Consider the following 24498-nt stretch of genomic DNA (forward strand, 5'->3'; position numbering starts at 1 on the left):
GCCTGATGCGAATCCTGATCGTCGAAGATGACCAAGACACCCTGCGCTTCATCGCCAAGGGGCTGGAGGAGGCGGGCCACGCCGTCATGCTCGCTTCGGACGGGACCGAGGGGTTGTACCATGCCGCCGGTGGCGGGTTCGACGTGGTCGTCGTGGACCGGATGCTGCCGGGGCTCGACGGGCTGTCACTGCTCAAGGCGCTGCGGGCGACCGGGGATGCGACGCCGGTGCTTATGCTCACCGCGCTGGGCAGCATCGCCGACCGGGTGAACGGGCTGGAGGCGGGCGCGGACGACTATCTCGTCAAGCCCTTCGCCTTCTCCGAGCTGAGCGCGCGGATCAATGCGCTGGGGCGGCGCACCCATGCCCGGATCGAGGCGCGGCGGCTCAGCGTCGGCGACATCGTGCTGGACCTCGACAGCCGCACGGTCGAGCGCGGCGGCAAGCGGGTGGCCCTGCAACCGCGCGAATTCAGTCTGCTGGCCGAACTGATGCGCAACCCGCGCCGGGTGGTGACGCGCACGATGCTGCTGGAGCGGGTGTGGGATTTCGACTTCGATCCCAAGACCAACATCGTCGACACGCACATGAGCCGCCTGCGCTCCAAGCTCAACGCCGGGTTCGAGGAGGACGCGATCGAGACCGTGCGCGGCTCGGGCTACATGATGCGGGCCGGGTGACGTGGGAGCTGTGATGCTGGGCAAGGCGTGGAAGACGACGACCGGGCTTGTCGCCATCGTCGGCCTCGTCTTCGCGCTGGCGATCGTGGCGATCGGCGCGATCTCGTATGAAGTCACGCACGAAGCGCTGGAGCAGCAGCTCGATCACCGCATTTCCGCCGAAACCGCGGGTCTGCTCGCCGAGGCGCACAGGCGCGGACTGCCCGCGATCGCCTCCGCCATCGCGCGGCGCGAGGCGTCCCGGTCCACCGCGAGCCTCGACTACCTGCTGGTGGACGATGCCGGAACGCGGGTTGCGGGACAGATGCAGGCGCAAGTGCCTTCGAAGGCCGGGTTCGAGGAGTTCCTGCACTATCGCAAGCCCGGGGCATCCGAAGACGGCATCGCGCAGGCGCTGACGACGAAAGTGGCGGGAGGCACGCTCGTGGTAGCGGCCGACCGTTCGGGCCTTGATGAGATCGACCGGACGCTGGGTTCCCTGTTCGCGGCGGCCCTTGCGGCCTTGCTGGTGGTCGGCGCGGTTGCCGCCGGGATCATCGGCTGGCTGACACAACACCGGCTCGAACGTATCGACGCGACCGCACGGGCGATCATCGGGGGCGACTTTGCCCGGCGCGTTCCGCGCGACGGATCGGGCAGCGAATTCGACCGGCTCGCGGGCACGCTCAACGCGATGCTGGACCGTATCGAGGGGCTGATGGAGAACCTGCGGCAAGTTTCCAGCGACGTCGCCCATGACTTGCGCACGCCTCTGACCCGCCTGTGTTCAAGTCTCGATCAGGCGGCGCAGGAGAGCGATGAGCAGGTCCGATCGGAACGGCTCGACAGTGCCCGCGCACAGGCAGCCGAACTGCTGGAGATCTTCGCCGCCCTGCTGCGCATCGCCGAGATCGAGGGCATGAGCGAACGGTTGCCGCGCGAACACCTCGACCTCTCCACATTGCTCGAAAGGATGGCGGAGAGCTATCGGCCCGACTTCGAGGATAGCGGGCGGTCGTTGCATCTGGTTCTTGCGCAGGAAATGCAGGCCGAAGGCGACCGGCGCCTTCTCGATCAGGCCCTTGCGAACCTGCTCGACAACGCCTTGCGGCATACCCCAGTGGGCACCGACGTCACGATCAGCGGCGAACGGGTGACGGACGGGGTGAAGGTGACCGTCGCGGACGACGGGCCGGGGGTGCCGGTGCAGCACAGAGCCCGCCTGTTCGACCGCTTCGCCCGCGCGGAATCGGCGCGCTCGACGCCGGGCCACGGGCTTGGGCTGGCGATGGTACGGGCGATCGCCTTGGCCCATGGCGGCGACGCCCGGATCCTCGACGATCGGCACGGCTTCGCCGTCGAGATCAGGATCCGGGGATGATCTCTCGGATGCAGACTATTCTTCCAGTTCGACGGGCATCGGCGAGGCTTCAGCGAACCGCGTAGCTGGCGATGAAACCCAGATGGTCCGACAATCGGTTGCCGCCGTTGTCGATCCCGAACGGTACTTCCAGATCGCGCAGGACCAGTCCGTCGTCGGCGCCTGCGCGGAAATACTGCTTGTCCTTGGCGCGCGAAAGAATCGCGGTACGGTCACGCGAGGTCATCCCCGTGGTATCGATCGCGTTCGCCAGCGCCGTCGCTTCGCGCGCGCCGGGGACGATGCCGCCCTGGGCCGCCTCGGCCGCGATACGGCGGGGGTCATGGCCGAGGTTGAAATCCCCGCCGAAGATGATGCCCGCGTCGGCAGGCACGTTGGCGCGGATGAATTGCCGCGCGGCGGCGACTTGCAGCCCGTAGGCCGTGTTGGCGCGATTCACATCGACACCGGACGCCTTGCGCGAGTTGAGATGCGTGTCGGCGATGGCGACGGGGGTGTCGTGGCCCGGCACCTTGATCCACGCAAGCAGCACGCCCTTGGCGGCAAGGCAGTCGAAGCCCGCGCACATGTCGGCGGGAAACGCCATCTTGCGCGTGCGGATGATGGGATAGTCGGACAGGATCACGAGCCCGCTGTCCACCCATTTGCCGAGGCTTTCTCCCTTGAACCAGGAAGCGCCCCCGGCGAGATCGACAGGTGCGGTCCCCACGTCCGCGATCTGCGGCCCCAGCGCGACATGGGCATAACCGGCGGCCCGGGCGATGGCCTTGGCCTCCGGAATGAAGGCTTCCTGAAGCAGGACGACGTGCGGCTGCACTCCGGCACGGCGCAGGTATCCGAGCCGCTGCCCGATTTCGGCAAGTTTGTCCGCGCGGCCGTAAGCGGCGGGAAAGGGCAGTCCCTTCACGTTGTAGGTCATGACCGAAAGCGTGCCCGCCACATGCGGACGGGCGTGCACCGGCTCGGGCGAGACGGCGGCGGGGGAAGGCAGGGACAAGTTCAGGGCGAGGATTCCCGCCAGGGTGGCGACGGTCAACATGCGCAGGCGCTTCACGCGAGATACTCCCACAGGTTCACGCAGTAGACCCCGCGGTCCGGCGTGACCCGCACCTTCGAAATTCGATGTGCGGTTCCCTGCAGGCGACGGAGTCCCAGCATTGTCCCGGGTTTGTCGGACAGCAACGGAAGGGAAGCGGCGCGGATGCGCGGAACCGGAACCTTGAGTCTATTTTGCGTGCTGGTGGCGGCGGCGGCTGCGCCGACCGGTGCGGAGGCACGCTCTGCAAAGATGCACGGTGCCCGCGCGGTCTCGCTGCTGCCTGAACAAGTGCGCTGGAGCGGGCACGATCGCGGCGTCGTGGATCGCGGGAAGGCCGTCAGTCTGGCGGTCGATGGCGGAGATGCGGGCTGGAGCTTCGACTACCTGTCCCTGCGATCCTCACGCGATGGCGACGTGGACTGCTGCGCGTCGGGCGATCATTTCAGCGATCATCAGGCAGGGCTGCGCGCATGGCACGCCGTGGGCGACGGGGACACCGTCGGACTACGCGCCGATATCGGCAAGGCGGGGCGTCGCAGCATGTCTCCCGCGGTGCTTCCCGCGAAATCGACGGCGGGCTACGCATCGGCGCAGGTGACCTGGGATCATCGCGGCCAGTGGTCGGTCTCGACCGGATGGTTCCGGCAGGGCGGCTGGGGTGGCCGGCAGATGGACCTCGATGTGATACGGATGGGCAACGGCGAACCGGCGGCGGCACGCGGTGTGCGCGCCGCCTTGCGGATGAACCTGAGCGACGGGGGTGACGACGCGCGCACCTGGCTGATGCTGGAGGCTCGCGAGGGCCGCCGCGCGGTCGGCGCCGGAACGGGAATGCGCCATGCGAGCGAAGTCGGGCTTACCCTGACGTCGATGTTCTGAATGGGCGCGATGATGACACCGGCGGCTCGTTCGCGTAAGGGTCTGCTCCGCCTTGGAGGGGAGACTGCATTTGCCAAGGCTGGACGGGCAATGACATCCGATGGCCACGAAGTTCCGGTCGATGCCGGCCTGCGCCAGTTGTGCCTGACGCTGCGGCCCGAACTGCGCCGGTTCCTGCTGGCGCGCCGTGTCAGCGAGACGGACGTCGATGACCTGTTGCAGGACCTGTTTCTCCGGGTGGAGACGAGTGTGACCGGACCGGTACGCTCGCCGCGGGCCTATCTCTACCAGATGCTCAACAACATGGCGCATACCCGCCGCCGTACCGAAGCGCGGCAGCAGGCTCGCGATGCGGACTGGCTCGGTGCGCCGTCCGGCCTGGCTGCGACGGATATCGAGATGGCGGATCTCGCTCCAGACCAGGAGACGACGCTGCTCGCCCGCGATCATCTGGCTCGCGTGGAAGCGCGGCTGGCAAAGCTGCCGGAACGCACGGCCTACGTCTTCCGGCAATACCGCATCGAAGGCGTGTCGCAGAAGGAGATCGCGCGCGATCTCGGCATCAGCCTGAGCGCGGTCGAAAAACATCTCCAGCGCGCCTATGGCGCCGTACTGGAAATCCGCAATCGTCTGAACCCGGAGGCGATGCCGCCGACCGGTGCAGGCGGGACAGTCCTCGACACTGCAGGAGGCACCGATGCAGCCGCTCGCTGAACAGACCATGCGCGATGCAGCGATCGCCTGGCACTTGCGCCTGACTGACGGTTCGGACGCGGACTGGGGCGGTTTCGCCGACTGGCTCGAAGCCGATCCGCGCCACAACGACATCTACGAAGCCGTCTGCGACGCCGACCTGGCGCTGGAGCCGGCGGTGGAGATCGCCCGCGAAGCGCCCGCTGAAGTCGAGGTCGATCCGTTCCCGGAGATGGCGCAGCTGCGCCCCGCACGCCGCTGGATGTGGCCTGCAATGGCCGCTTCCGTCGCTTTCGCAGCGCTGGGCACCTGGGCCGGTTCCGGCCTTCTGTCGAGCGATTATTCGGTGCGTACCGCACCTGGAGAGACCCGGACTTTCGCGCTGTCCGACGGCACGCGTATCGTCCTTAACGGCGGGACGGAGATCGTGCTGGACAAGTCCGATCCTCGGGTCGCCACGCTCAAGGGCGGTGAGGCGCAGTTCACCGTTAGTCATGACGCCGCGCGGCCCTTCACGCTGTCGGTCGGTGACCAGCGCATCGTCGATGTGGGCACCGTATTCAACGTGCGCAGTGGCAAGGACGTGCTGCGGGTCGAAGTGGCCGAAGGCGCGGTGCGCTTCGAGGACGGTATGACTCGTCTGCGCCTGAATGCCGGGGATACGCTCGATGCGGGGAGCGGCAACATCGTCGAAGGTTCGAAGCCGGCGGCGGAGATCGGCGGCTGGACACGCGGACGGCTGGTCTATCACGATGCACCGATGGTTGAGGTCGCGGCGGATATCACCCGCGCGCGGGGCATTGCCGTCGAACTGGGTTCGGATATTTCGCATCGTCGTTTTTCCGGCGTCATTCAGCTTGATGGCGATGACGTCTCCCTCCAAAAGCGCGTCGGCACTCTGCTTGGTTTGAAGGTGACGGCAACTGCCGATGGTTGGTCGATTACGCGGTAGGAGATGGGCGCGCGCAAGCCTGGCAACGGCGGTTGCTCTGGCGCTTCCCGTATCGGTTCAGGCGCGGCCCGCGCAGCAGTTCTCGGTTCCGGCCGGGCGGCTGTCGGACGCACTGATCGTGCTGTCGGAGCAGGCGGGTATCTCGATCGCGATCGGGGACAGCCGCCTCGATACCCTGCGTACGCGCGGGATCAGGGGGCGCTATGACACGGAGCAGGCGCTGGCCGTGCTGCTTGCGGGCAGTGGCTACGGTTTCGTCTTCGTCGATGCCCGGACCGTGAAGCTGGTGCGGCAGGCCCCGGCCCCGCGCAAAAGCACTCCCCGCCCCCCGCGCCCATCCCCGCCTGCGGAGGGTTCCGGCCCCGACATCGTCGTCACCGCGACCAAGCAGCGCCTTGGGCTGCTCGACTACCCTGCCAGTATCTCGGTCGTCGCGCCCGAGCGGACGGAGCTTGCGCGCGCCGGTGGCAAGGGCACCGGCTTCATCCTCGGCAAGCTGCCCCAGCTTTCCTCCACGAACCTGGGGCCGGGCCGCAACAAGGTGTTCATTCGCGGGATCGCCGACAGCAGCTTCAACGGTTCCAGTCAGGCGACGATCAGCCAGTACCTGGGCGAAACGCGTCTGATCTACAGTGCGCCCGATCCCGATCTGGCGCTTTACGACATCGCCCGCGTCGAAGTGCTCGAAGGGCCGCAAGGCACGCTCTACGGTGCGGGGACGCTGGGCGGCATCATCCGGCTGGTGCCCAACGCGCCCGACCTGCAATCCGATACCTTCGACGTGTCCGCAGGCGTTCGCCTGACGCAGGACGGTGCGCCGGGCGGCGACGGGGCGGTGACCGGCAATCTCGTGCTCGCGCGGGGCAAGCTGGCGCTGCGCGCAGTTGCCTACGAAACCGTTGACGGCGGCTATATCGACGATGTCGAGCGGGGCTTGCGCGACATCAACCGCAACAAGACCACGGGCTTCCGCGCCGGTTTGCGCTGGCAGCCGGACGTGGCGTGGACCGTCGACCTGTCGGTCCTCAGCCAGGACATCGCCTCTCGCGACGGGCAATACACCTTGCGGGGTGAGCCGGACCTGACCCGCCGGTCCGCGATCGCGCAACCGTTCGACAACGACTATCGACTCGCCGACCTCACGGTGCGGCGGGACTGGGGCGCGGTGCAGTTGGTGTCCTCCACCGGCTACGCCGATCACACGATCGATTCCACGTTCGACGCGACGCCTGGCGGAGCCGCATTGCCGACCGAGTTCACCGAGGAGATCACCGTGCACCTCCTGTCCCACGAGACGAGATTGTCGGGCAGTTGGGGCGGATCGGGGACCTGGCTGGCCGGGTTCGGCGTCGTGCACAACGACGACCGGGTCGTGCGCAGCATGGGCACGCCCGGCTCGCCGGACCTGCTCACCAGCCTTTCGAACACGACGCTCGACCTGGCCGGGTTCGGGGAAGTCGGGGTGCCGATCACGAAAACGCTCGTGCTGACCGCAGGCGGACGGCTGAGCTACGTGCGGCAGACGAGCCAGTTCATCGGGCAGATGGCCTCCGAGGATTTCGAGCCCGTACGCACCCAGAAGCGGTTCCTTCCCTCTGCCGCGATTTCGTGGACGGCGCGGCCCGGACTGCTCGTCTATGGCCGTTTTCAGCAGGGCTATCGTCCCGGCGGGCTGCAAGTGACGGGTTCCTCCAACTCGCAGAGCGCCGAGCGTTTCGGGGCCGACCGTATCCGCACCGTCGAGGCGGGCGTTCGTTTCGGGATGGAGAAGGATGCCCGCCTCTCGGGAAGCCTTGCGTTCTCGTTGGCGCAGTGGCGGGACGTGCAGGCTGATCTCGTGGGCCTGGACGGGCTGCCCTATATCGCCAACATCGGTTCCGGCCGTGTGAAGAACGTGGCGTTTTCGCTGGCATGGCGCGCTCAGGACCATCTGTCGTTCGAAGCGGCGGGCTTCCTCAATTCCAGCGATTTGTCCAAACCGGCGGCCGCCTTTGCCGACGCCACCGACCGCGACTTGCCCAACATCGCCGACGAAGGCTGGCGCATGGCGACCAAGTACGACCGGGAATTGTCATGGGCGCGGATCACGCTCGACGCAGCGGTACGTTATGTCGGTCATTCCAAGCTCGCGATCCGCGCGCCTTTCGCGCTGGGGCAGGGGCGCTACTACGACGTATCGACGGGCGCGCGACTGGGCTTCGGCAAATGGGGCTTGGCGCTGGACCTCGACAACCTGCTCAATACCCGTGCGAATACATTCGCCTTTGGCAATCCCTTCTCCGTCGCGGACGGACTGCAGCAGACGCCGATGCGTCCGCGCTCGATCAGGATAGGTTTCGATGCAAGTTTCTGAGAAGCGCCTGCTGGCCTCGATCCACGACGTCGCGCCCTGCTTCGAAAGCCAGGTGGACCGGCTTGCCGACCTGATCGAGGCGCGGCTCGGCCCGGCGCGTTATGCCATGCTGGTGGTGCCCGATCACTGGGGCCGTGCTCCGCTTGCCGAGGCGCGCGGGTTCCAGGCCCGGCTGCGTGCCTGGGCGGACAGCGGGGTGGAGATGTTCGTGCATGGCTGGTTCCACCGCGATACCGCCGAGCACAAGGGCGCGGCCAGCCTGAAGGCGCGGCACATGACGGCGGGCGAGGGGGAGTTCCTGGGCCTTTCCCATGCCGAGGCCCTGCAGCGCATGCGCGACGGCAAGGCGCTGGTCGAGGACATCATCGGCAAACCGGCCGCCGGTTTCATCGCGCCCGCCTGGCTCTACGGTCCGGGCGCGATGCAGGCGCTGGGTGAATGCGGCTTTGCTCTGGCCGAGGACCACATGCGCGTGTGGCGACCGGGGCAAGAGGACAAGCCGCTGGCGCGCGGACCGGTAGTCACCTGGGCATCGCGCAGCACGATGCGCACGGCGTCCTCGCTGGCCTTCGCGGCGTTGGCGCGGCCGGCGCTGCAGCCGCTGCGGACCTTGCGGCTGGCGGTCCACCCCGGGGACGTGACCAAGGCCTCGATCGTCGCCAGCATCGATGCCACCTTGCGGGCTTTCTCCCGTCGCCATGTCCCGGGCCGCTACGCCGACCTCCTGAAATAATTTGCATATCCCCGCACCGGGGAGTGCGGGTCCTGTCGGGGCGCGGAGTCCCATGGGCATGACGGAGCCCTTGCGGATCGCAATACCCATCCACAGCTTCGAACCCGGTGGGGTCGAGCGTGTGGCTCTCAATCTGGCTGAACGCTGGCAGCAGACCGGCCACCAGGTGTCCATCGTCCTGGGACGGGACGAAGGCTCGGATCGGGGGCGCGTCAGCGCGCACCTCGACTACCGGATCGTCTCGAGCCGCGTGCCGACCGCGCGGTTCGAGACGCTCTGGATGATCTGGTGCTTCTTCCTGCATCTTTCCCGCGAGCGGGTGGACGTGATCTTCTGCCCCGGCAACACATACGCGATCGTCTGCGTCGCCGCCCGCCTTCTGCTGGGCGAGCGCTGCCCGCCCATCGTGAGCAAGGTGAGCAACGACCTCGTGCGGCGCGACAAGTCGATCTTCCGGCGGCGCGTCTACCAGTTGTGGTTGCGGGTGCAGGGGATGACTCTGGACCGGTTCGTGGCGCTGGCCGAACCCATGCACGGCGAGATCGTCCAATCCATGTCAGTGGGGGCACATCGTGTCACGACCATCCACGATCCGGCGCTCACCGAGGCGCGCTATGACCGTCTCTTGGCGATCCCCCGCATTCAGAGGAGCCGCCATCGCTATCGCTTCCTGGCGCTTTCGCGTCTCGTGCCCCAGAAGAACCTCGAAGTCATGCTGCGGGCCTTCGCCGCCGGCTTCAGGCCGGGCGACGAACTCACGATCGTGGGCGACGGGCCGGAACGGGCGCAACTCGAAGCGCTCGTGCGCGGTCTGGCGATCGAGGAAAAGGTGCGCTTTCGCGGCCATGTGATTGATCCCGACCCTTATCTGCGGGACGCCGACTGCCTTCTGCTTTCCTCGAACTACGAGGGCGTGCCGGCCGTCGTCCTGGAAGCGATCGCCGCCGGGCTTCAGATCGTCGCCACCGACTGTTCCTCCAGCATGAAGGAACTGGCCGGACGAGGGGTGCGCGCCACGCTGGTGCCGGTCGGGGACATCGACGCGATGGCGCGGGAAATTGCGCATGCGGACGAGCTTCCGCGGCCCGGCCCGATGCAGCGCGAGTATTCGCACCGCTTTACTGTCGAGATCGCTGCCGGAGCCTACGTGACGACCATGCGGCGGGCCATTGCTTCGGCCAGACATATGCGGGTCCTGATGGCCTCGCCAACGCTGCGATAATCGCGAACTTCCCCTGGATATCCCGTTCACTCTCAAGGAATTCCTTGTGCTTCAGCCCCCTTCTCTTTCAATGGCGGAACGACCGAACGTCCTGCTTCGCGCGCAGGATACGCTATCGTGGAAGCGCCGGACTGCGCTGTTGCCGGTCCTGTTCTCGATCCTGATCGCGCTTGGGGTGGTCCTCGAGCTGCGCGGCATGGACACGGTGCGGATCCTGTCCATGGTCCCTCGCGATCCGGGCTTCTGGATCGTCTTCGCGCTCAGCTATCTCGCCGGTCCCGGCAGCGAGTGGTTCATCTATCGCCGCTTGTGGCAGCTCCCCGTGGAAGGTTTCGCGGCGCTGCTGCGCAAGCTGGTGTGCAACGAACTTCTGCTCGGCTATCTGGGGGAGGCCTATTTCTATGCCTGGGCGCGCCAGCGCAGCGCCATGACTGCGGCGCCGTTCGGGGCGATCAAGGACGTGTCGATCCTCTCCGCCATGGCGGGCAACGGGGTCACGCTCGTCCTGCTGGTGGTGCTGTGGCCGTTCCTCGGCTCGTCCACCATCGGTTTCGAGAACCGCGCGGTCATGCTTTCGCTGTCGGTAGTGCTGGCGACGTCGATCCTGGCGATGGCGTTCCGGCGCCGGATATTCTCGCTGGACCGCGATGCGCTCTGGTACATCACCATCATGCATCTGTGGCGCATCGTCATCACGACGATCCTCTCGGCGGTGCTGTGGCACATGGTGCTCCCCTCGGTCCCGGCGATGTGGTGGCTGCTGCTGGCGACGATGCGCCTGCTGATCTCGCGCCTGCCGTTCATCCCGAACAAGGACGTGGTCTTCGCAGGGCTTGCCGTCTTCACGCTCGGCCACGAGACCGACATCGCCGCACTCATGACGATGATGGCCTCGGCGATCCTGCTGGTGCACCTTGTCCTGGGGCTCGGTCTGGTGATGTCCGACCTGCTGCGCCGAGCCGTCGACGCATGGTGATCCGCGCCACGTCGCTGCTTGTGACTGCGCTGCTGCTCGGCGCGGCGGCGCTCCCCTCTTCGCCTGACCTGGGCAAGAAGGAAGGGCAATGCCGCCGGGATGAGCAGGGGCCGTCGCTGCTTGTCGATGTCGAGGGACTGAAGGACCGGCAGGGCTCCCTGAAGCTGGAAGTCTATCCCGCCAACGACGAAGACTTCCTGGCGGACGATAACGTCCTGCTCAACGCCGGAAAGGTTTTCCGACGGGTCGAGGTGCCGGTTCCGCAGACAGGAAGTGTCCGCTTGTGCATCCGTGTTCCGGGACCGGGCACATATGCGGTCTCGCTGCTGCATGACAGGGATGGCAATCGCAAGTTCGGATGGACCGTCGATGGCATCGGCTTCTCCGGAAACCCGAAGCTGGGCTGGAGCAAGCCGAAGGCGGCCAGGGTTGCAGTGACAACCGGTGCCGGGCCGACACTGCTGTCCATCTTGATGAACTATCGCAGCGGCCTGGGCGTCGCGCCGCTCAAGCGAAAGGGCTGAGCCTTGAAAATCGTCGATGTCTGCGCCTTTTACAGCCCCCAGGGCGGCGGGGTGCGTACCTATATCGAGCAGAAGCTGCGGATCGGGCCGCAACTCGGCCACGAGATCGTCGTCATCGTCCCGGGCGAGGAACATGCGATCGTCGAGCGCGGCCCCGGCGCATCGATCGTCACGTTGCCGTCCCCGCGCTTCCCGCTGGACCGCAAGTACGGCTACTTCGCCGACGAGGCCGCGCTGCATGCCGCACTGGATGCGCAGAAACCCGATGTGGTGGAGGTCTCGTCGCCCTGGCGCAGTCCGGCCATGGTGGCCCGCTGGCAGGGCAACGCGCGCCGCAGCCTGGTGATGCACGCCGATCCGCTGTCCGCCTACGCCTATCGCTGGTTTGAGCCGTTCCTCGCGCGCTCCCGTATCGATCGCGGGTTCGAGCGCTATTGGGATCACTTGCGCGAACTCGGCGTGGCGTTCGACATGACCGTCTGCGCCAACCACGACCTTGCGGGCCGGCTTCGTGCGGGCGGAGTGTCCGGTGTACGCGTTCATCCGCTCGGCGTCGAAACCGGCGTTTTCACGCCCGAGCGACGTGATCCGGAACTGCGGGCACGGCTTCTGGCCCTGTGCGGCCTTGATCCGAATGCCCGACTGCTGGTGGCGGCGGGCAGGCTGGCGCCGGAAAAGCGCTGGCCGATGGTGGTGGATGCGGTCGTCGCGGCGAGTGCGCAAGTGCCGGTGGGCCTGGTCCTGTTCGGCGAAGGCCGCGAGAAGCGCGCGATCCGCAGCGCTATCGCCGGCAATCCGCACGTCCGCCTGTTCGAGCCCGAGCGCGATCGCTTTGCCTTCGCCGCAATCCTGGCGAGCGCCGATGCCGTCGTCCACGGCTGCGAGGCCGAGACCTTCTGCATGGTCGGCGCCGAAGCACGGGCCAGCGGAACAACCGTGATCGTGCCCGATGCGGGGGGCGCTGCCGATCATGCGCTGAACGGCGGCGGGCTGACCTTCAAGGCCGGCAACCGTTTCTCGCTGGCGAATGCGATCGTGAAATTCTGCGAGAGCCCGCAAATCCCGCAAGGCCAACGCAAGGTCGTCAGCAACCTCCAGCATTTCGAGGGGCTTTTCGCCGCTTACGGGGAACTGCGCCGCAGCGTCAGGGCCGCGTGACGTCGAAAAAATTGTGACGGATGGGGTGCGGGTCTTCGCAGGTCGCGGAGTCAAGCGACTATGCGCATCGGATTCCTGTTCAACCACGACCAGATACACCAGGTCGCCCATAGTCTTCCGATCGCAATGGCCCTCGTCGAGATCGGCTTCGGCGGGAAGATCGTGGTCGCCACGACGAACGCGGCGCTGGCGGCCGAGGTGCGGCGCATCGGCGGCGCACATATCGGCTCGACCATCGAACATGTTGAACTCGAACCGTCCCCGCTGTCGCGGCGGGTGGATGCACTGCTCGGCAAAGTGGTGCCAGCCGGAAAGCTGCTGATATATCGGGACAATCTGGCGTTTTTCCGTGGTCTTGACGTACTGGTGGTGGCGGAGAAGACCTCGCTGATCCTCAAGAAGCGATACGGTCTCACCAACCTCGGCATCGTTCACACCCGGCACGGCGCCGGCGACAGGGCCATCGGTTTCAACAAGGCCAGCGCCTGCTTCGACCATGTGCTGTGCTCAGGCCCCAAGATCCGCGACCGGCTTGTTCAGGAAGCCGGGATGGCCCCCGAGGCGATCACCATCGTCGGCTACCCCAAGTTCGATCTGGTCCGCGAAACCCGGCAGGTCAGCTTTCTTCCCACCGTGGAGCAGGTCGTGCTCTACAACCCCCACCCGTCGCCGCACCTGTCTTCATGGTATCGCCACGGCCACGGCGTCTTCGAGCAGTTCCTGGGACGCGCCGACCAAGGGTTGCTGTTCGCCCCGCACGTGATGCTGTTCCAGCGGCAATACGTAGTGACGATCGACAGGCTGACGGTCGATCGGGCGGGAGAGATACCGCCCCGTTTCCTGCGCGGCGACAACATCAAGGTCGATCTCGGCAGCCGGGCATCGACCGACATGAGCTACACTCTCTCGGCCGACGTCTATCTCGGCGACGCGAGCAGCCAGGTCTACGAATTCCTGCTGCGGCCGCGGCCCTGCATCTTCCTGAACACCCATGGCCACGAGTGGCATGGCGACCCCAACTTCCGGCACTGGACGGCCGGGGAGGTCATCACCCGGCCCGAAGAATTGCCACAGGCGCTGGAGCGGGCCGAAGAGCTTCACGCGACCCGTTACCGTACCGTGCAGCAGGACCTGTTCGCGCAGAGCTTCGATCTCCAGGACACCCCGTCTTCCATTCGTGCCGCGAATGCCGTAGCGGCTTTCGCGGAACGGCGCCGCCGGGATAACCGCCATCTCAAGCTCGTTCCGGCGTGAGTACAAAGACTGGTAATGTCGGATAGCAAGCCGCTAGAAGCGCATGATGAATGGGCAACAGCACGTCGCGCCGAAAATCCTGATGGGCGAATGGTGACCGATCGACCGGCGGGCCGGGTCCGCCGCATCTTTGCGAGCCTTGGCCTGGTGCTGGGAGGCAAGGCGGGCGCGGGCATCATGAGCCTGGGCTATCTGTTGCTGGCGACGCGTTACCTGGGGCCGAAGGACTACGGCGTGCTGGTCCTCGTCCATGCCTATGTCACCACGGTTTGCGGGGTGATCGAATTCCCCTCGTGGCAGGCGATCGTGCGCTATGGTGCCGAGGCCGACCGCGATGGGCAAGTTCACCGCCTGTCGCGATTGCTGCGCTTCGGCGCCAAGGTCGAACTGGCCGGGGGCGCCCTCGCAGTGATCTCGGCGATGGTGCTGGTGCCGTTCGTCGGTCCCCATCTCGGCTGGTCTCCGAAGGCGATGGCCTTTGCGCCGTACTACGCCTTCGCCGTGCTGGGATCGGTGCGCTCGACGCCTTCAGGCTACCTGCAACTGTGCGGGCGCTTCGATCTGCTGGGCCTGCACAACCTCGTGCAGCCTACGGTAAGGCTGATCGGGACATTGGTGGTGATCGCGTGCGGATGGGGCGTGAAATCGTTCCTCTTCGCATGGCTGCTCGCGGCTCTGGCGGAATTCGCCGCGATGTGGGGTCTCGGCCTGTGGATGGCGGCGAAGCGCCTGGGCAATGCGATAGTGCGTCCCGAGCCCGGCCGGGTGACCGACGACAACACCGGCATCTGGCGCTTCATGCTGGCGAGCAATGCGGACGTGACCCTCGGAGACCTGACCGGCCGCGTCGCGCCGCTGGTCATCGGATGGGTGATGGGACCGGCCATGGCGGGCCTCTTTGCGGTCGCGCAGCGCGCTACCGTCATCCTCGCGCAGCCCGCGCAGATCCTCGGCAATGCTTCCTACGCCGAACTGGCTCACATCGTTGCGGGTGGATACGGCGGCAGGGCGCTGCGCCAGACGCTTCTCAAGGTCGTCGGCATCGCGGTGCTGGCGGCGGTTCCCGTCGTGCTGATCGTCGGGATTTTCCCGACCCAGATCATCCGCCTGATGGCAGGCCCGGCTTTCGGCGCCGCGTCGGGCGTGATGATCGCGCTGGTCGCCGCGCGTGCTGTTGCGCTCATAGGTCCGCCTTGCACCTCGGCACTCACGGCGCTTGGCCACCCGGCCCGGTCGATGTGGGCCAACCTGCTGTCGAGCTTCGCCTTCCTGCCGCTCCTTCCCTGGCTGCTGACGACCTTCGGGTTGATGGGGGCGGGCATCCAGGCGGTGGCGCAGGCGGTCGTGGCCAACGGATTGCTCGCGGTCCTCGTATGGCGCACCAGCGGCCGGTGATGACGGGTCCCCGGATCGCCTATGTCATCAACTCGCTGGAGGGTGGCGGCGCGGCGCTTCCGGTGCCTGCCATCCTTGCGGTGCTGCGCGGTGCCGGTGCACAAGTCCGCGTCCTTGCCCTGACTCGCCGCGACGGCAGGGCTCTGCCTGCCATGGAGGCGGCGGGCCTCGATGTCGCGGTGCGCGAAGGCGGAGAGACCGACCATCTCGCCGCCGCCCGATGGCTGACCCGCGAACTGCGCGGGTGGGAGGCGACCCATCTGTGGACCTCGCTCAGCCGCGCGACGATCCTCGGGCTGGTACTGGGGCCGCATTTGGGAATTCCCGTGATCGCATGGCAGCATAACGCCTTCCTCAAGCCCTGGAACGAGCGTCTCCTGCGCCTGCTTCAAGCCCGCGCGGCAATGTGGGTGGCGGATTCGCGTGTGGTCGAGGAACTCACCGCCCGGCGCCTCGGTGTCCCTGCGGACCGGTTGGCGACATGGCCGATCTATGCCGCCGATCCCGCGATGCCCCAGGCGCGCGCCTGGCAGCCGGGGGAAGTCCTGCGTCTCGGCAGTCTCGGCAGGCTTCACCCGGCCAAGGGCTACGACGTGCTGATCGCGGCGCTGGTCCGATTGCGAGAGCAGGGGTTCCGTCCCCCGGTTCCCTTCGAGATCGCCATTGCGGGCGACGGTGCGCAAGGCCCGCGACTGGCGGCACTGGCTGCCGAAGCCGGTATCGAAGGACTGCGCCTCACCGGTTACTCCACCGAACCTCGGGCCTTCCTTGAAACCCTGCACCTCTACCTCCAGCCTTCGCGGCGGGAGGGCTTCTGCATTGCCGCCCACGAAGCGTTGACTGCTGGCCTTCCGGTAATCGCATCGCGCGTGGGCGAATTGGCCTTCTCGGTCCGGCCGCAGGTCAACGGATGGCTTGCCGAGCCCGAGGATCCGGTTTCGCTCGCCACGACGCTGCGCGAAGCCCTGTCCGCCCCCGATGCCCTCGCGGCGCTGGGGCGGCAGGCCCGGGCGCAGATGCTGGACGAGTATTCCCAGGCGCGCTTCGAACGGACCGGAAGGGCCATCTGGTCGCGCCTGGGGTAACGGTCACGCGGTCTTCGGCAGGGTCAGCCGCACCAGCACCGGCATCGCCAGCAGGACCAGCGGATACTGCAGCAGCAGACCGGCGATGATCGCGATGGCCAGCGGTTGCTGGATGCCCGATCCCTGTCCGATCGCGAAGGCGAGCGGCAGCAGCGTCAGGATCGCCGCGAGCGTCGTCATCGTGATGGGACGCAGGCGGTTGCGGCTTGCCTCGCGCGTGGCCTGCTCCGGCGGCATGGTGTGGGCCAGTTCCTCGAACTCCGAGACGTAGAAGATCGCCATCTCGGTGCCGATTCCGATGATCATCGTCATCCCCATCAGCGCCGTGATGTTGAGATCGACGCCCGCCAGCCACAGCGCCGTGAACACCGAGGTCGTCGAGAGCAGCGAACAGCCGATGATGATGACCGGCAGCCAGAAGCGGCGGTACAGTACCAGCAGCAACACCAGTTCGGCGATCAGCGCGGCGGCGAACACCTTGATGAGGCCGGAGAACGCGATCTGCTGCTGCTGGTAGAGGCCGCCCAGCTCGTAGCGCACGCCGGGGCTCAGGGCGCCGGGCTTGTCGAGGGCGGTGGTGACGTCGGCGACTGCCGCGCCGATCCCGCGGCCCTGGATACGGCCGGTGACGGCGATCATCGGCTCCAGGTTCTCGCGCCCGATCTGCGGCTGCCCGGTGACCGGCTCGATCGTCGCCACGCGTGACAGCGGGAAGACGTGGCCATCGGTGGCCCGGATCGGCAGCTGGGCAAGACCCGCTTCGCTCATGGTCATGGCGTCGGGCAGGCGCACGCGGACATCGACGGCCTTGTTGGGCTGGGCCAGCGTCGTCGCGACGGCGCCGGTCAGCGCGGTGGACAGCTGGCTCTCGACGTCGGCGGGGACGACCCCTTCCATCCCGGCGCGAACCGGATCGACATGGACGTTGAGCGCATCGCCTGCCAGCTGGACACCGTCGTTGACCTCGACGACGCCGGAGATCTTGCTGATCGTCGCGGCGACCTTCTGCGCTTCCCCTTCGAGGATCGACGGGTCCGAGGCGTAGAGCTTGACCTCGATCGGCTGCGGCACGGCGGTGAGATCGCCGATAAGGTCCTCGATCAGCTGCGCGACCTCGACCTGCACGCCGGGCACCTTGACGGCGATCTCGTCGGCTACGGCGGCGGCGATTTCCTCGGTGGGGCGGCTGTGATCCGGTTTCAGGCGCACGAAGTAGTCGCCGTGGTAGCTCTGGCCAAGGTCTCCGCCAAGGCCGGTGCCGAGGCGGCGGGAGAACGTCGCGACTTCGGGATTGGCGCGCAGCATCGCGTCGATCTGGCCAACCTGCCTGCCGGTTTCGTCCAGCGAGGTGCCCGCCGGAGTCCGGTAGTCCATGACGAAACCGCCCTCGTCTACCTTCGGCATGAAGCCGGTGGGCACATTGGAATATCCGACGTAGCCGATGACGAGCAGCGGCACCGCGATCACCGCGAGCAGCCAGGGCCGCGCGGACAGGCGGTCGAGCGCGCCGTCGTGGACGTGCGCGAGACGGCCCTCTCCGGCCGCGCCGGGGTCATGCCACTTGTTGAAGTCCACCAGTCGGCGGGCGAGAATGGGCACGACGAATGCGGTCATCGCCCAGGAGATCGCCAGCGCCGCCGCCATCGTCACCGACAGCGCCTTGGAGAACGCGCCGGTCACGCCGGTCAGGAACGAAAGAGGCAGGAAGACGATCAGCGTCGCCATGCTCGACCCGGTCAGCGGGGTCATGAACTCGCGCGCGGCGGGCATGACGGCGGCGTCTCCGGCGAGCTTGCCGTCGGCGTCCCGGGCGCCTGCACGGCGGGCGATATGCTCGACCATGACGATGACGTCGTCGATCAGCAGGCCGACCGCCGCTGCGATGCCGCCAAGGGTCATGATGTTGAAGCTCATCCCCAGCATGCTCAGCACCAGCACGGTGATGGCCAGCGTTGCCGGCACCACGATCACCGCCACCAGCGTCACCCGCCAACTGCGCAGGAACCACAAGAGGACGAGACCGGCGAGGACGAGGCCGATCAGCACCGCGTCGCGCACGCTGGAGACGGACTGCGTGACGAGCTGGCTCTGGTCGTACCAGTTCACCAGCTTGACGCCTGGGGGCAGCTTGAGGCCGTTCAGCTTCTGCTCGACTTCCTGCGCGATCTTGACCGCGTTGCCGTCCGGCTGTTCGTAGATGTTGAAGAGGACGGCCGGTTTGCCGTCTTCGACGATGCGCTGCCAGACTGGAAGCGCGCCGTTCTGCACGGTCGCGACGTCACGCACGCGCACAACGCCGGTGGGCGTGGCCTTGACCACGATGTCGCCGATCTGCGCCGCGCTGCTGACGCTACGGTCGGCGATCACCAGCGAGAGGCGGCCGCGATCCTGCACCTGGCCCACTGCGCTCAGGACGTTGCCGTTCTTGATGGCGGTGGAGAGGTCGGTCATCGACAGGTTGTAATCGGCCAGGCGGTGCGGGTCGGCGAGGACCTGCACTTCCGCCGTGTCACCGCCCTGCACGCCGATGCGCGCCAGGCCGCTGATCGACGAGAGCAGGGGGGTGATCTGATACCTGGCGAAATCCTGCAAGGTAACCGGATCGACCTTGTCGGAGACCAGCGCGTAGGAGATGATCGGGAAGACCGTGGGGTCCATGCGGCGCACGTCGTACTGCGTGCCCGCAGGCAGGGTCGGCACGACCCGGCCGACGGCGGTATCGACCAGCAGGGTGCTGGCGATCATGTCGCGGCCCCAGCCGAAATCGACCGAGATCTGCGCGGAGCCCCGGCTCGTTTCCGAACGCACGTTCTGCACGCCGGGAATGGCACGGATCGCCTCTTCCACCGGGCGCGTGACGGTCAGCGCGGTCTGGTCGGCAGGGCGGCTGCCGGCATCGAGGTCTACCACCACGCGGGGGAAGGAGACTTGCGGGAACAGCCCGATCGGCAGTGCGAGGGCGGCGACGATCCCGGCGAGCGCCATTGCCAGCGCGACCAGGACGATGGCCCGCGACTGCGAGCCCAGCAATTTCTCGATCATCGGTTGCTCCGGCGTACGGCTCCGCCGTCATCGACCTGATAGGCGCCATCGACGATCAGCGGGCGGCTGGCGTCGAGCTTGCCCTGGACTACATCGCCCTTGTCGGACGAGAGCAGGACCTGAACGGGCACCGACTGGGCCTTGCCGCCGATGACCTGGAACACGCGGGATGGACCTCCGGCGGTGACGACCGCCTTGTGCGGCACGACCCAGCCCTGGACTGCGCCCGTCTCGATCGCGACCTGCATCGATTCGCCCGGCAGCAGCGTACCGGCGGGGAAGCTGAGATCGACGTCGATGAGGCGGCTGGTCGCGTTCAGTGCGCTGTCCACGCGGATCACCTTGCCGCGCAGGTCGCCGCCGCCCGAAAGGCGCTTGAGGCTGGCTGACTGGCCGACGGCGACCCCGGCTCGCGCCGCCGGATCGACGCCGACGGTGACGACGATTCCGCCTGCCTTGGCGACGGTGAGGATCGGGGCTCCGGCCTGCGTGCGGTCCCCTTGCGCGACGGCGACGGTCGTGACGACCCCGTCGAACGGGGCGACGATGGTGTGGCTGGCTCGGCCGGCGCCGTCCGCCTGCAAGGCGGCGAGCGCGGTCTGCGCATCGGTGACGGCCTTGGTGGCCTGGGTCAGCTGGTCACGCGTGGCAAGCTGCTGGGACAGGAGCTGCGCGGTGCTGGCCTCCTGCTTGCGTGCCGCAGCAAGGGCGGTCACGGCCTGCAGGTAGCCGCTGCGCGATGCGGGCGCGGTGACGAACGTCGCCAGCGTCTGTCCGGCATGCACGGCCATGCCCGGCGCGACGGCCAGTGCGGTCACTTGGCCGGGCTGGGCCTCGCTGAACGTCATGGTGCCGTTGAGGGCCGGGCCGACCGATCCGTAGGCCACGACCGTTGCCGGCAGGGAACCCTGCCTGGCCGGGATCGTGGTGACGAGCACGGTGGGCGAGGGGGTCGGGGTCGGTGCATTCGAGCCGCAGCCCGCCAGCAGCGCCACGGCCGAGAAAGCGAAAAGCCTTTTCATTGGGCGTCCACCGGGGTCGTCGATTCAAGATCGACGGTCGGCAGCCCGGCGCCAACAAGCGTCTGGATCGCGATCTGGCGATCGAGCAGGGCAAGCTCCAGCGTCATGATTTCCTGTTCCTTGGTGAAGCGGTTCAGGACGAGGTCGACATAGCCGCGCTCGTCCAGATTTGATGCGCCGAACGCGGCCTGGGCGCGAGCGGCGGCGGCGCGTGCGTTCGGCAGGTCGCGCCTGGCGACCTCCAGTTGCGCCGACAACTGCTCGTACTCGCGCAGCAGCGAACCGATCGTGCCGATGGCTGCGGAGAGGCGGGCATCGTAATCGGCATGCAACTGTGCGCGGGTCGCGCGGGCAGTCGCGACGGCGGCCTGGCCCTGATCGAAGATCGGCAGGCCGATCTGCAGGTTCGGGCCGCCATTGATGACCTTGGCATTGTCGCTGGCGACGCTGCCGCCGAGGATGAGGTCGGGGAACTGCGACTGGATCGCCTGACGCAGTTGCTCGTCAGATGCGGCATATCCCATGCGCAGGGCCAGCAGGTCCGGTCGCCGATCGGGCAGGGTGGCGATCTCGCCGCGCACTTGCGCGGGATCGAACGGCGGCAGATCAGGCTCGGCGGCGAGGGGGACAACCACTTCCGGGGACAGGCCCAGCAGAGCATTGAGCTGGTGTCGCAGGTTCAACTGCTGCTGGTCGAGCGCGTCCAGCGCGGAGCGGGCGGATTGCAGAGCGACACGATCGGGAGCGACGGTCACCAGCGTGACGGTCTGGCTGGCGAGGGCCTTGTCCAGCTTGGCGCTGCGTTCGGCGAGGAGCTGATAGGCCGCGAGATAGTTCTGGCGGTTGCGGGCGCCGATGATCAGGTCGGTGGCGATCTGCCGGGCCTGGCCTGCGACCTGCCATTCCTGCCAGACGACGCTGGCGTCCACTTGCCGCTCGCTGGCACGGGCCGCGCGCTGGCGCGACTTGTACGTCAGGATGCTCTTGATGTCCTGCGCGAGGCCGAGGTTCCAGGCGGGAACCGTTCCGGCACCCGACAGTAGCGGCAGGAACGCAGCACTCAGCGAGGGGTTGGCAAGCAGCCCGGCCTGCTCCGTCTGTCCGGCGGCGATGCCGCGTTGCAGGCGCGCTGCCTTGAGGTCGGGGTTGTTGGCGAGCGCCAGCGTTATCACCTGCGCGACGGTCAGGGGACCTTGCGGCGTCGATGCATCGAGGGCGCCGAGGCTCGGCGCAAGCGGGGCGGCGGTCGAGAGCGGCAGGGGGGTGTAGCGCGCGCAACCGGTGACGGCCACGGCAAGCAAGATCGCTACGGAGTGCCTAAAACGATGCCTGTCCATACCGGTAGGGTGTCTTTGCAAAGAGGGCGGGGCGGCCAAGCAACCGCCCCGTCGCAGGTGTATCAGTCCGGGTTCTTGCCTTCGGCGGCATTCTCGAGGATCGCGCCGGTCTTGGCATCGACGCCCACTTCGAATGGCTTGCCGTGGCTGGTGATGTCGAAGGAATAGCGCAGGCCGCTGCCGCCCTTTTCCTTCTCCAGTTCCTGGTCCGTGATCGTGCCGGGCCGTGCCTTCAGCGCGGCGATGCGCGCCGATGCGAGAGTGACCTTGGCCTGGGCGGCGTATTCCCCGCCTTTCAGCGCGGCGGGCTTGGCCGACGCAACCGAAGATCCGGCACCTACCAGGGCAAGTGCGACGATGATGCTGGAAGTTTTCATCATGGCATCCTTAAGAGCGGGACTGCTCTATGACGCGAACATAAACAACTGAACCTTTGCCCAAGATGATTGAAACATTGTTTTTTGCCAACTTGCAGATGCATCCGATGCGAGCGAAAAAGGACACGGCATGAAAATCCTGCTTCTCGAGGACGACGACGCGACCAAGGCGCACCTCGAGCGCGTGTTGAGCGCGGCCGGACATGTCGTGGATGTCTGCTCCACCGGACAGGACGCGATCTTCCTGGGTTCGACCGGCGATCATGCCGTGCTGATCCTCGACCGCATGGTGCCGGGGCTCGACGGGCTAGGGGCGCTCAAGGCCTTGCGGGCGATGGGCGTACGAAGTCCGGCGCTTTTCCTGACCGCGATGAACGGGGTGGAGGACCGGGTCGAGGGCCTGGAAGCCGGGGCCGACGATTACCTTGCCAAGCCTTTCGCGGCCAGCGAACTGCTCGCCCGGGTGAATGCGCTCGCGCGGCGGCCGCCGATCGTCGAACTGCAGACCTTGCTGCGGATAGACGATCTTGAACTTGACCGGGTGAAGCGGACGGTGATGCGCGGTGGCCAGCGTATCGACCTGCAGCAGCAGGAACTGAAGTTGCTGGAATACCTGATGCTCCACGCGGGCGAAGTGGTCACGCGGGCCATGCTGCTGGAAAACGTCTGGTCGTTCCACTTCGACCCCAAGACCAACGTGATCGAGAGCCACATGAGCCGGTTGCGCGCGAAAGTGGATCGCGGCTTCGGCAAGGAACTGATCCAGACCTTGCGCGGCGCGGGGTATCGAATCGATGCCGCCTGAGCACCGGCCTAAGCGCCGGGCTTCCGGGCCGATCCGCAGCGCGGCCTTCCGTTTCGCGCTGCTTCTCGCCGGGGTCTTCGCCATCGGTGCGGCCGCGCTGCTGATCGTCGTCGAAGAGCAGATCGGGCGCTATGCCACCGAAGCGACGAACGGCGGCCTGCAGGCGGAGATGAGCGTGCTTCAGGGCGAATACGCGCAACTCGGGCAATCCGGTCTGACCGACGCGATGGCCCGTCACGCAGGCGTTCGTCCCGAGGCACCCTATCGCTACCTGCTGCTCGATGTCGCAGGCCGCCGCCTGTTCGGCGATCTTCCGGCGACGGCGATGACGGAGGGCTGGAGCACGGTGAACGTGATAGAGCCCGAGCCGGGCCAGCAAGGCACGCGCCGGGAAAGCATGACTACGCTCGGCGCGCGTCTGCCGGACGGGTTGCGGCTGGTCGTGGCCAGCGACAACTACGACGTGCAGATGCTGCGCCACCGGCTCGGCCGCTTCACCCTGCTCAGCGGGATCGGCATCACGCTCTTCGCACTGCTGGGCGGATATCTCACCGGGAGGCTCTTCGTGCGTCGTCTCGACCGGGTAAACGGCGCGGTCGATCGCATCGTCGAGGGGGACCGAGCGGAGCGGCTGCCGATGATCGGCCTAGGCCCGGAGTTCGACGATCTGGCGCAGAACCTGAACCGGATGCTCGATCGCAATGCCGCAGCGATGGAGGCGCTGCGGCAGGTTTCAACCGACATCGCGCACGACTTGCGCACGCCGCTCAGTCGCCTTCACCAGCGGCTGGAACAGATGCAGGAAAGTGCCGAGGTCGAACCGGCGATGATCGACGACGCCCTTGAGCAGACCTCGGGCATCCTCGAGACCTTCCAAGCGCTGCTGAGGATCGGCGCCCTGGAAGGCGGAGTCGGACGCAGGCGCTTCACGCGGGTCGATCTCAGCGAACTGATGGACCGCGTCCAGCAGGCTTACGCCCCCGTGGCCGAGGATGCGGCGCATAACTACCTTGCTGACCATGAACCCGGCATCGTCGTAAACGGCGACGGCGAACTGCTGGCGCAGCTCTTCACCAACCTTGTGGAGAACGCCATCGTCCACACGCCTGCGGGAACGACGATCACGTCGCGGATTTTCGTGGACGATGGCGGCATAGTGGCCGAGGTGTCCGATACCGGGCAGGGCATCCCGGCATCGGAGCGCGCCAATGTCTTCCGGCGGTTCTATCGCCTCGATGCCAGCCGCCATACCGAGGGCTCGGGCCTTGGCCTGGCGCTGGTCGCAGCGATCGCGGCCCTGCACGACGCGGCCTGGACCATACCGGAGCATCCTTCCGGCCTTACAGTACAGATTATCTTTCCACCTTGCCCTTCCTGACGGCAGATAGTGTCGACTATCTCGGGAAGAGATTAGGGCTTGGCGAAAATTTACTCACAGGTCGCAAACCATGACCCACGCCCCTGCACCAGTGCGAATTGTCGTGTCACGTTGAGACTTGATCACTGCAAAGATCACGCCGGTCTCGGTCTTGCAGCTGCCCCGAGATGGTACTCGGCAGAGTGCACCTTCGTGTTGAATGGTCTCCTGCGTCGCAGTGGCCTCATATTCGGC

General features: G+C 66.9%; 21 protein-coding genes. 16 read left to right on the plus strand and 5 right to left on the minus strand.

Annotated features, from left to right (window positions below):
- Window positions 1-5: 5 nt before the first annotated feature.
- Together CA833_RS18690 and CA833_RS18695 are read left to right on the plus strand one after the other, a co-directional pair.
- The gene (locus CA833_RS18690; RefSeq protein WP_207080772.1) at window positions 6-680 is read left to right on the plus strand and encodes a response regulator transcription factor; all 675 of its coding nucleotides are present in this window, start codon (window positions 6-8) and stop codon (window positions 678-680) included.
- A gap of 13 nt (window positions 681-693) precedes the next feature.
- Window positions 694-2040: an ATP-binding protein gene (locus CA833_RS18695; RefSeq protein WP_207080773.1), complete on the plus strand. Its 1347-nt coding sequence runs from the start codon at window positions 694-696 to the stop codon at window positions 2038-2040.
- Between the two features lie 49 nt (window positions 2041-2089).
- On the opposite strand, the gene CA833_RS18700 is transcribed toward CA833_RS18695, so the two are convergent.
- Complete coding sequence (locus CA833_RS18700) at window positions 2090-3094, minus strand: endonuclease/exonuclease/phosphatase family protein (RefSeq protein ID WP_207080774.1); 1005 nt, start codon at window positions 3092-3094, stop codon at window positions 2090-2092.
- 165 nt (window positions 3095-3259) lie between these two features.
- Here CA833_RS18700 and CA833_RS18705 point away from each other — a divergent pair, with 165 nt between their 5' ends.
- The 12 genes from CA833_RS18705 to CA833_RS18760 all read left to right on the plus strand — a co-directional run bounded on the left by CA833_RS18705 (window position 3260) and on the right by CA833_RS18760 (window position 16303).
- Window positions 3260-3958, plus strand: a complete 699-nt coding sequence (locus CA833_RS18705; RefSeq protein WP_207080775.1) for a hypothetical protein — start codon at window positions 3260-3262, stop codon at window positions 3956-3958.
- 90 nt (window positions 3959-4048) lie between these two features.
- Window positions 4049-4672 carry an RNA polymerase sigma factor gene (locus CA833_RS18710; protein WP_207080776.1) on the plus strand — a complete coding sequence of 208 codons (624 nt, stop codon included), beginning with the start codon at window positions 4049-4051 and terminating at the stop codon, window positions 4670-4672.
- Window positions 4656-5603 carry a FecR domain-containing protein gene (locus CA833_RS18715; RefSeq protein WP_207080777.1) on the plus strand — a complete coding sequence of 316 codons (948 nt, stop codon included), beginning with the start codon at window positions 4656-4658 and terminating at the stop codon, window positions 5601-5603. Before CA833_RS18710 ends, CA833_RS18715 begins: the two co-directional genes overlap by 17 nt.
- Window positions 5581-7956: a TonB-dependent receptor gene (locus CA833_RS18720; protein WP_228222235.1), complete on the plus strand. Its 2376-nt coding sequence runs from the start codon at window positions 5581-5583 to the stop codon at window positions 7954-7956. Before CA833_RS18715 ends, CA833_RS18720 begins: the two co-directional genes overlap by 23 nt.
- On the plus strand, window positions 7943-8689 hold the full coding sequence (locus CA833_RS18725) for a DUF2334 domain-containing protein (RefSeq protein WP_207080778.1): 747 nt from the start codon (window positions 7943-7945) through the stop codon (window positions 8687-8689). Before CA833_RS18720 ends, CA833_RS18725 begins: the two co-directional genes overlap by 14 nt.
- A gap of 52 nt (window positions 8690-8741) precedes the next feature.
- Complete coding sequence (locus CA833_RS18730; protein WP_008828753.1) at window positions 8742-9911, plus strand: glycosyltransferase; 1170 nt, start codon at window positions 8742-8744, stop codon at window positions 9909-9911.
- Window positions 9912-9981: 70 nt separating this feature from the next.
- Window positions 9982-10887 carry a hypothetical protein gene (locus CA833_RS18735; RefSeq protein ID WP_207080779.1) on the plus strand — a complete coding sequence of 302 codons (906 nt, stop codon included), beginning with the start codon at window positions 9982-9984 and terminating at the stop codon, window positions 10885-10887.
- Entirely contained in the window at window positions 10881-11411 is a 531-nt protein-coding gene (locus CA833_RS18740) for a DUF2141 domain-containing protein (RefSeq protein ID WP_207080780.1), read from the plus strand. The genes CA833_RS18735 and CA833_RS18740 overlap by 7 nt, the downstream gene beginning before the upstream one ends.
- 3 nt (window positions 11412-11414) lie before the next feature.
- Window positions 11415-12569: a glycosyltransferase gene (locus CA833_RS18745; RefSeq protein WP_207080781.1), complete on the plus strand. Its 1155-nt coding sequence runs from the start codon at window positions 11415-11417 to the stop codon at window positions 12567-12569.
- A 60-nt stretch (window positions 12570-12629) separates the two neighbouring features.
- Window positions 12630-13823 carry a hypothetical protein gene (locus CA833_RS18750; RefSeq protein ID WP_207080782.1) on the plus strand — a complete coding sequence of 398 codons (1194 nt, stop codon included), beginning with the start codon at window positions 12630-12632 and terminating at the stop codon, window positions 13821-13823.
- A 90-nt stretch (window positions 13824-13913) separates the two neighbouring features.
- Window positions 13914-15218: a lipopolysaccharide biosynthesis protein gene (locus CA833_RS18755; protein ID WP_207080783.1), complete on the plus strand. Its 1305-nt coding sequence runs from the start codon at window positions 13914-13916 to the stop codon at window positions 15216-15218.
- Window positions 15218-16303, plus strand: coding sequence for a glycosyltransferase (locus tag CA833_RS18760; protein WP_207081222.1), 1086 nt, complete (start codon window positions 15218-15220; stop codon window positions 16301-16303). The genes CA833_RS18755 and CA833_RS18760 overlap by 1 nt, the downstream gene beginning before the upstream one ends.
- A 3-nt stretch (window positions 16304-16306) precedes the next feature.
- Here the strand turns inward: CA833_RS18760 and CA833_RS18765 are convergent, their stop codons facing one another.
- The 4 genes from CA833_RS18765 to CA833_RS18780 form a co-directional block, all read right to left on the minus strand.
- Window positions 16307-19345, minus strand: a complete 3039-nt coding sequence (locus CA833_RS18765; protein WP_207080784.1) for an efflux RND transporter permease subunit — start codon at window positions 19343-19345, stop codon at window positions 16307-16309.
- Window positions 19342-20367: an efflux RND transporter periplasmic adaptor subunit gene (locus CA833_RS18770; RefSeq protein WP_008828761.1), complete on the minus strand. Its 1026-nt coding sequence runs from the start codon at window positions 20365-20367 to the stop codon at window positions 19342-19344. Before CA833_RS18770 ends, CA833_RS18765 begins: the two co-directional genes overlap by 4 nt.
- Window positions 20364-21668: a TolC family protein gene (locus CA833_RS18775; RefSeq protein ID WP_242526534.1), complete on the minus strand. Its 1305-nt coding sequence runs from the start codon at window positions 21666-21668 to the stop codon at window positions 20364-20366. Before CA833_RS18775 ends, CA833_RS18770 begins: the two co-directional genes overlap by 4 nt.
- Before the next feature lie 98 nt (window positions 21669-21766).
- A complete protein-coding gene (locus tag CA833_RS18780) occupies window positions 21767-22084 on the minus strand; it encodes a PepSY domain-containing protein (protein ID WP_228222239.1) in 318 nt (105 codons plus the stop codon).
- 127 nt (window positions 22085-22211) lie between these two features.
- On the opposite strand from CA833_RS18780, the gene CA833_RS18785 reads away from it, so the two are divergent.
- Window positions 22212-22886 (plus strand): response regulator transcription factor, encoded by a 675-nt coding sequence (locus CA833_RS18785; protein ID WP_008828764.1) that lies wholly within the window; start codon window positions 22212-22214, stop codon window positions 22884-22886.
- Window positions 22876-24264, plus strand: coding sequence for an ATP-binding protein (locus CA833_RS18790; RefSeq protein ID WP_207080786.1), 1389 nt, complete (start codon window positions 22876-22878; stop codon window positions 24262-24264). The genes CA833_RS18785 and CA833_RS18790 overlap by 11 nt, the downstream gene beginning before the upstream one ends.
- Window positions 24265-24498: the final 234 nt, after the last annotated feature.

It is taken from the genome of Novosphingobium sp. KA1, from assembly GCF_017309955.1.
GTDB lineage: Bacteria > Pseudomonadota > Alphaproteobacteria > Sphingomonadales > Sphingomonadaceae > Novosphingobium.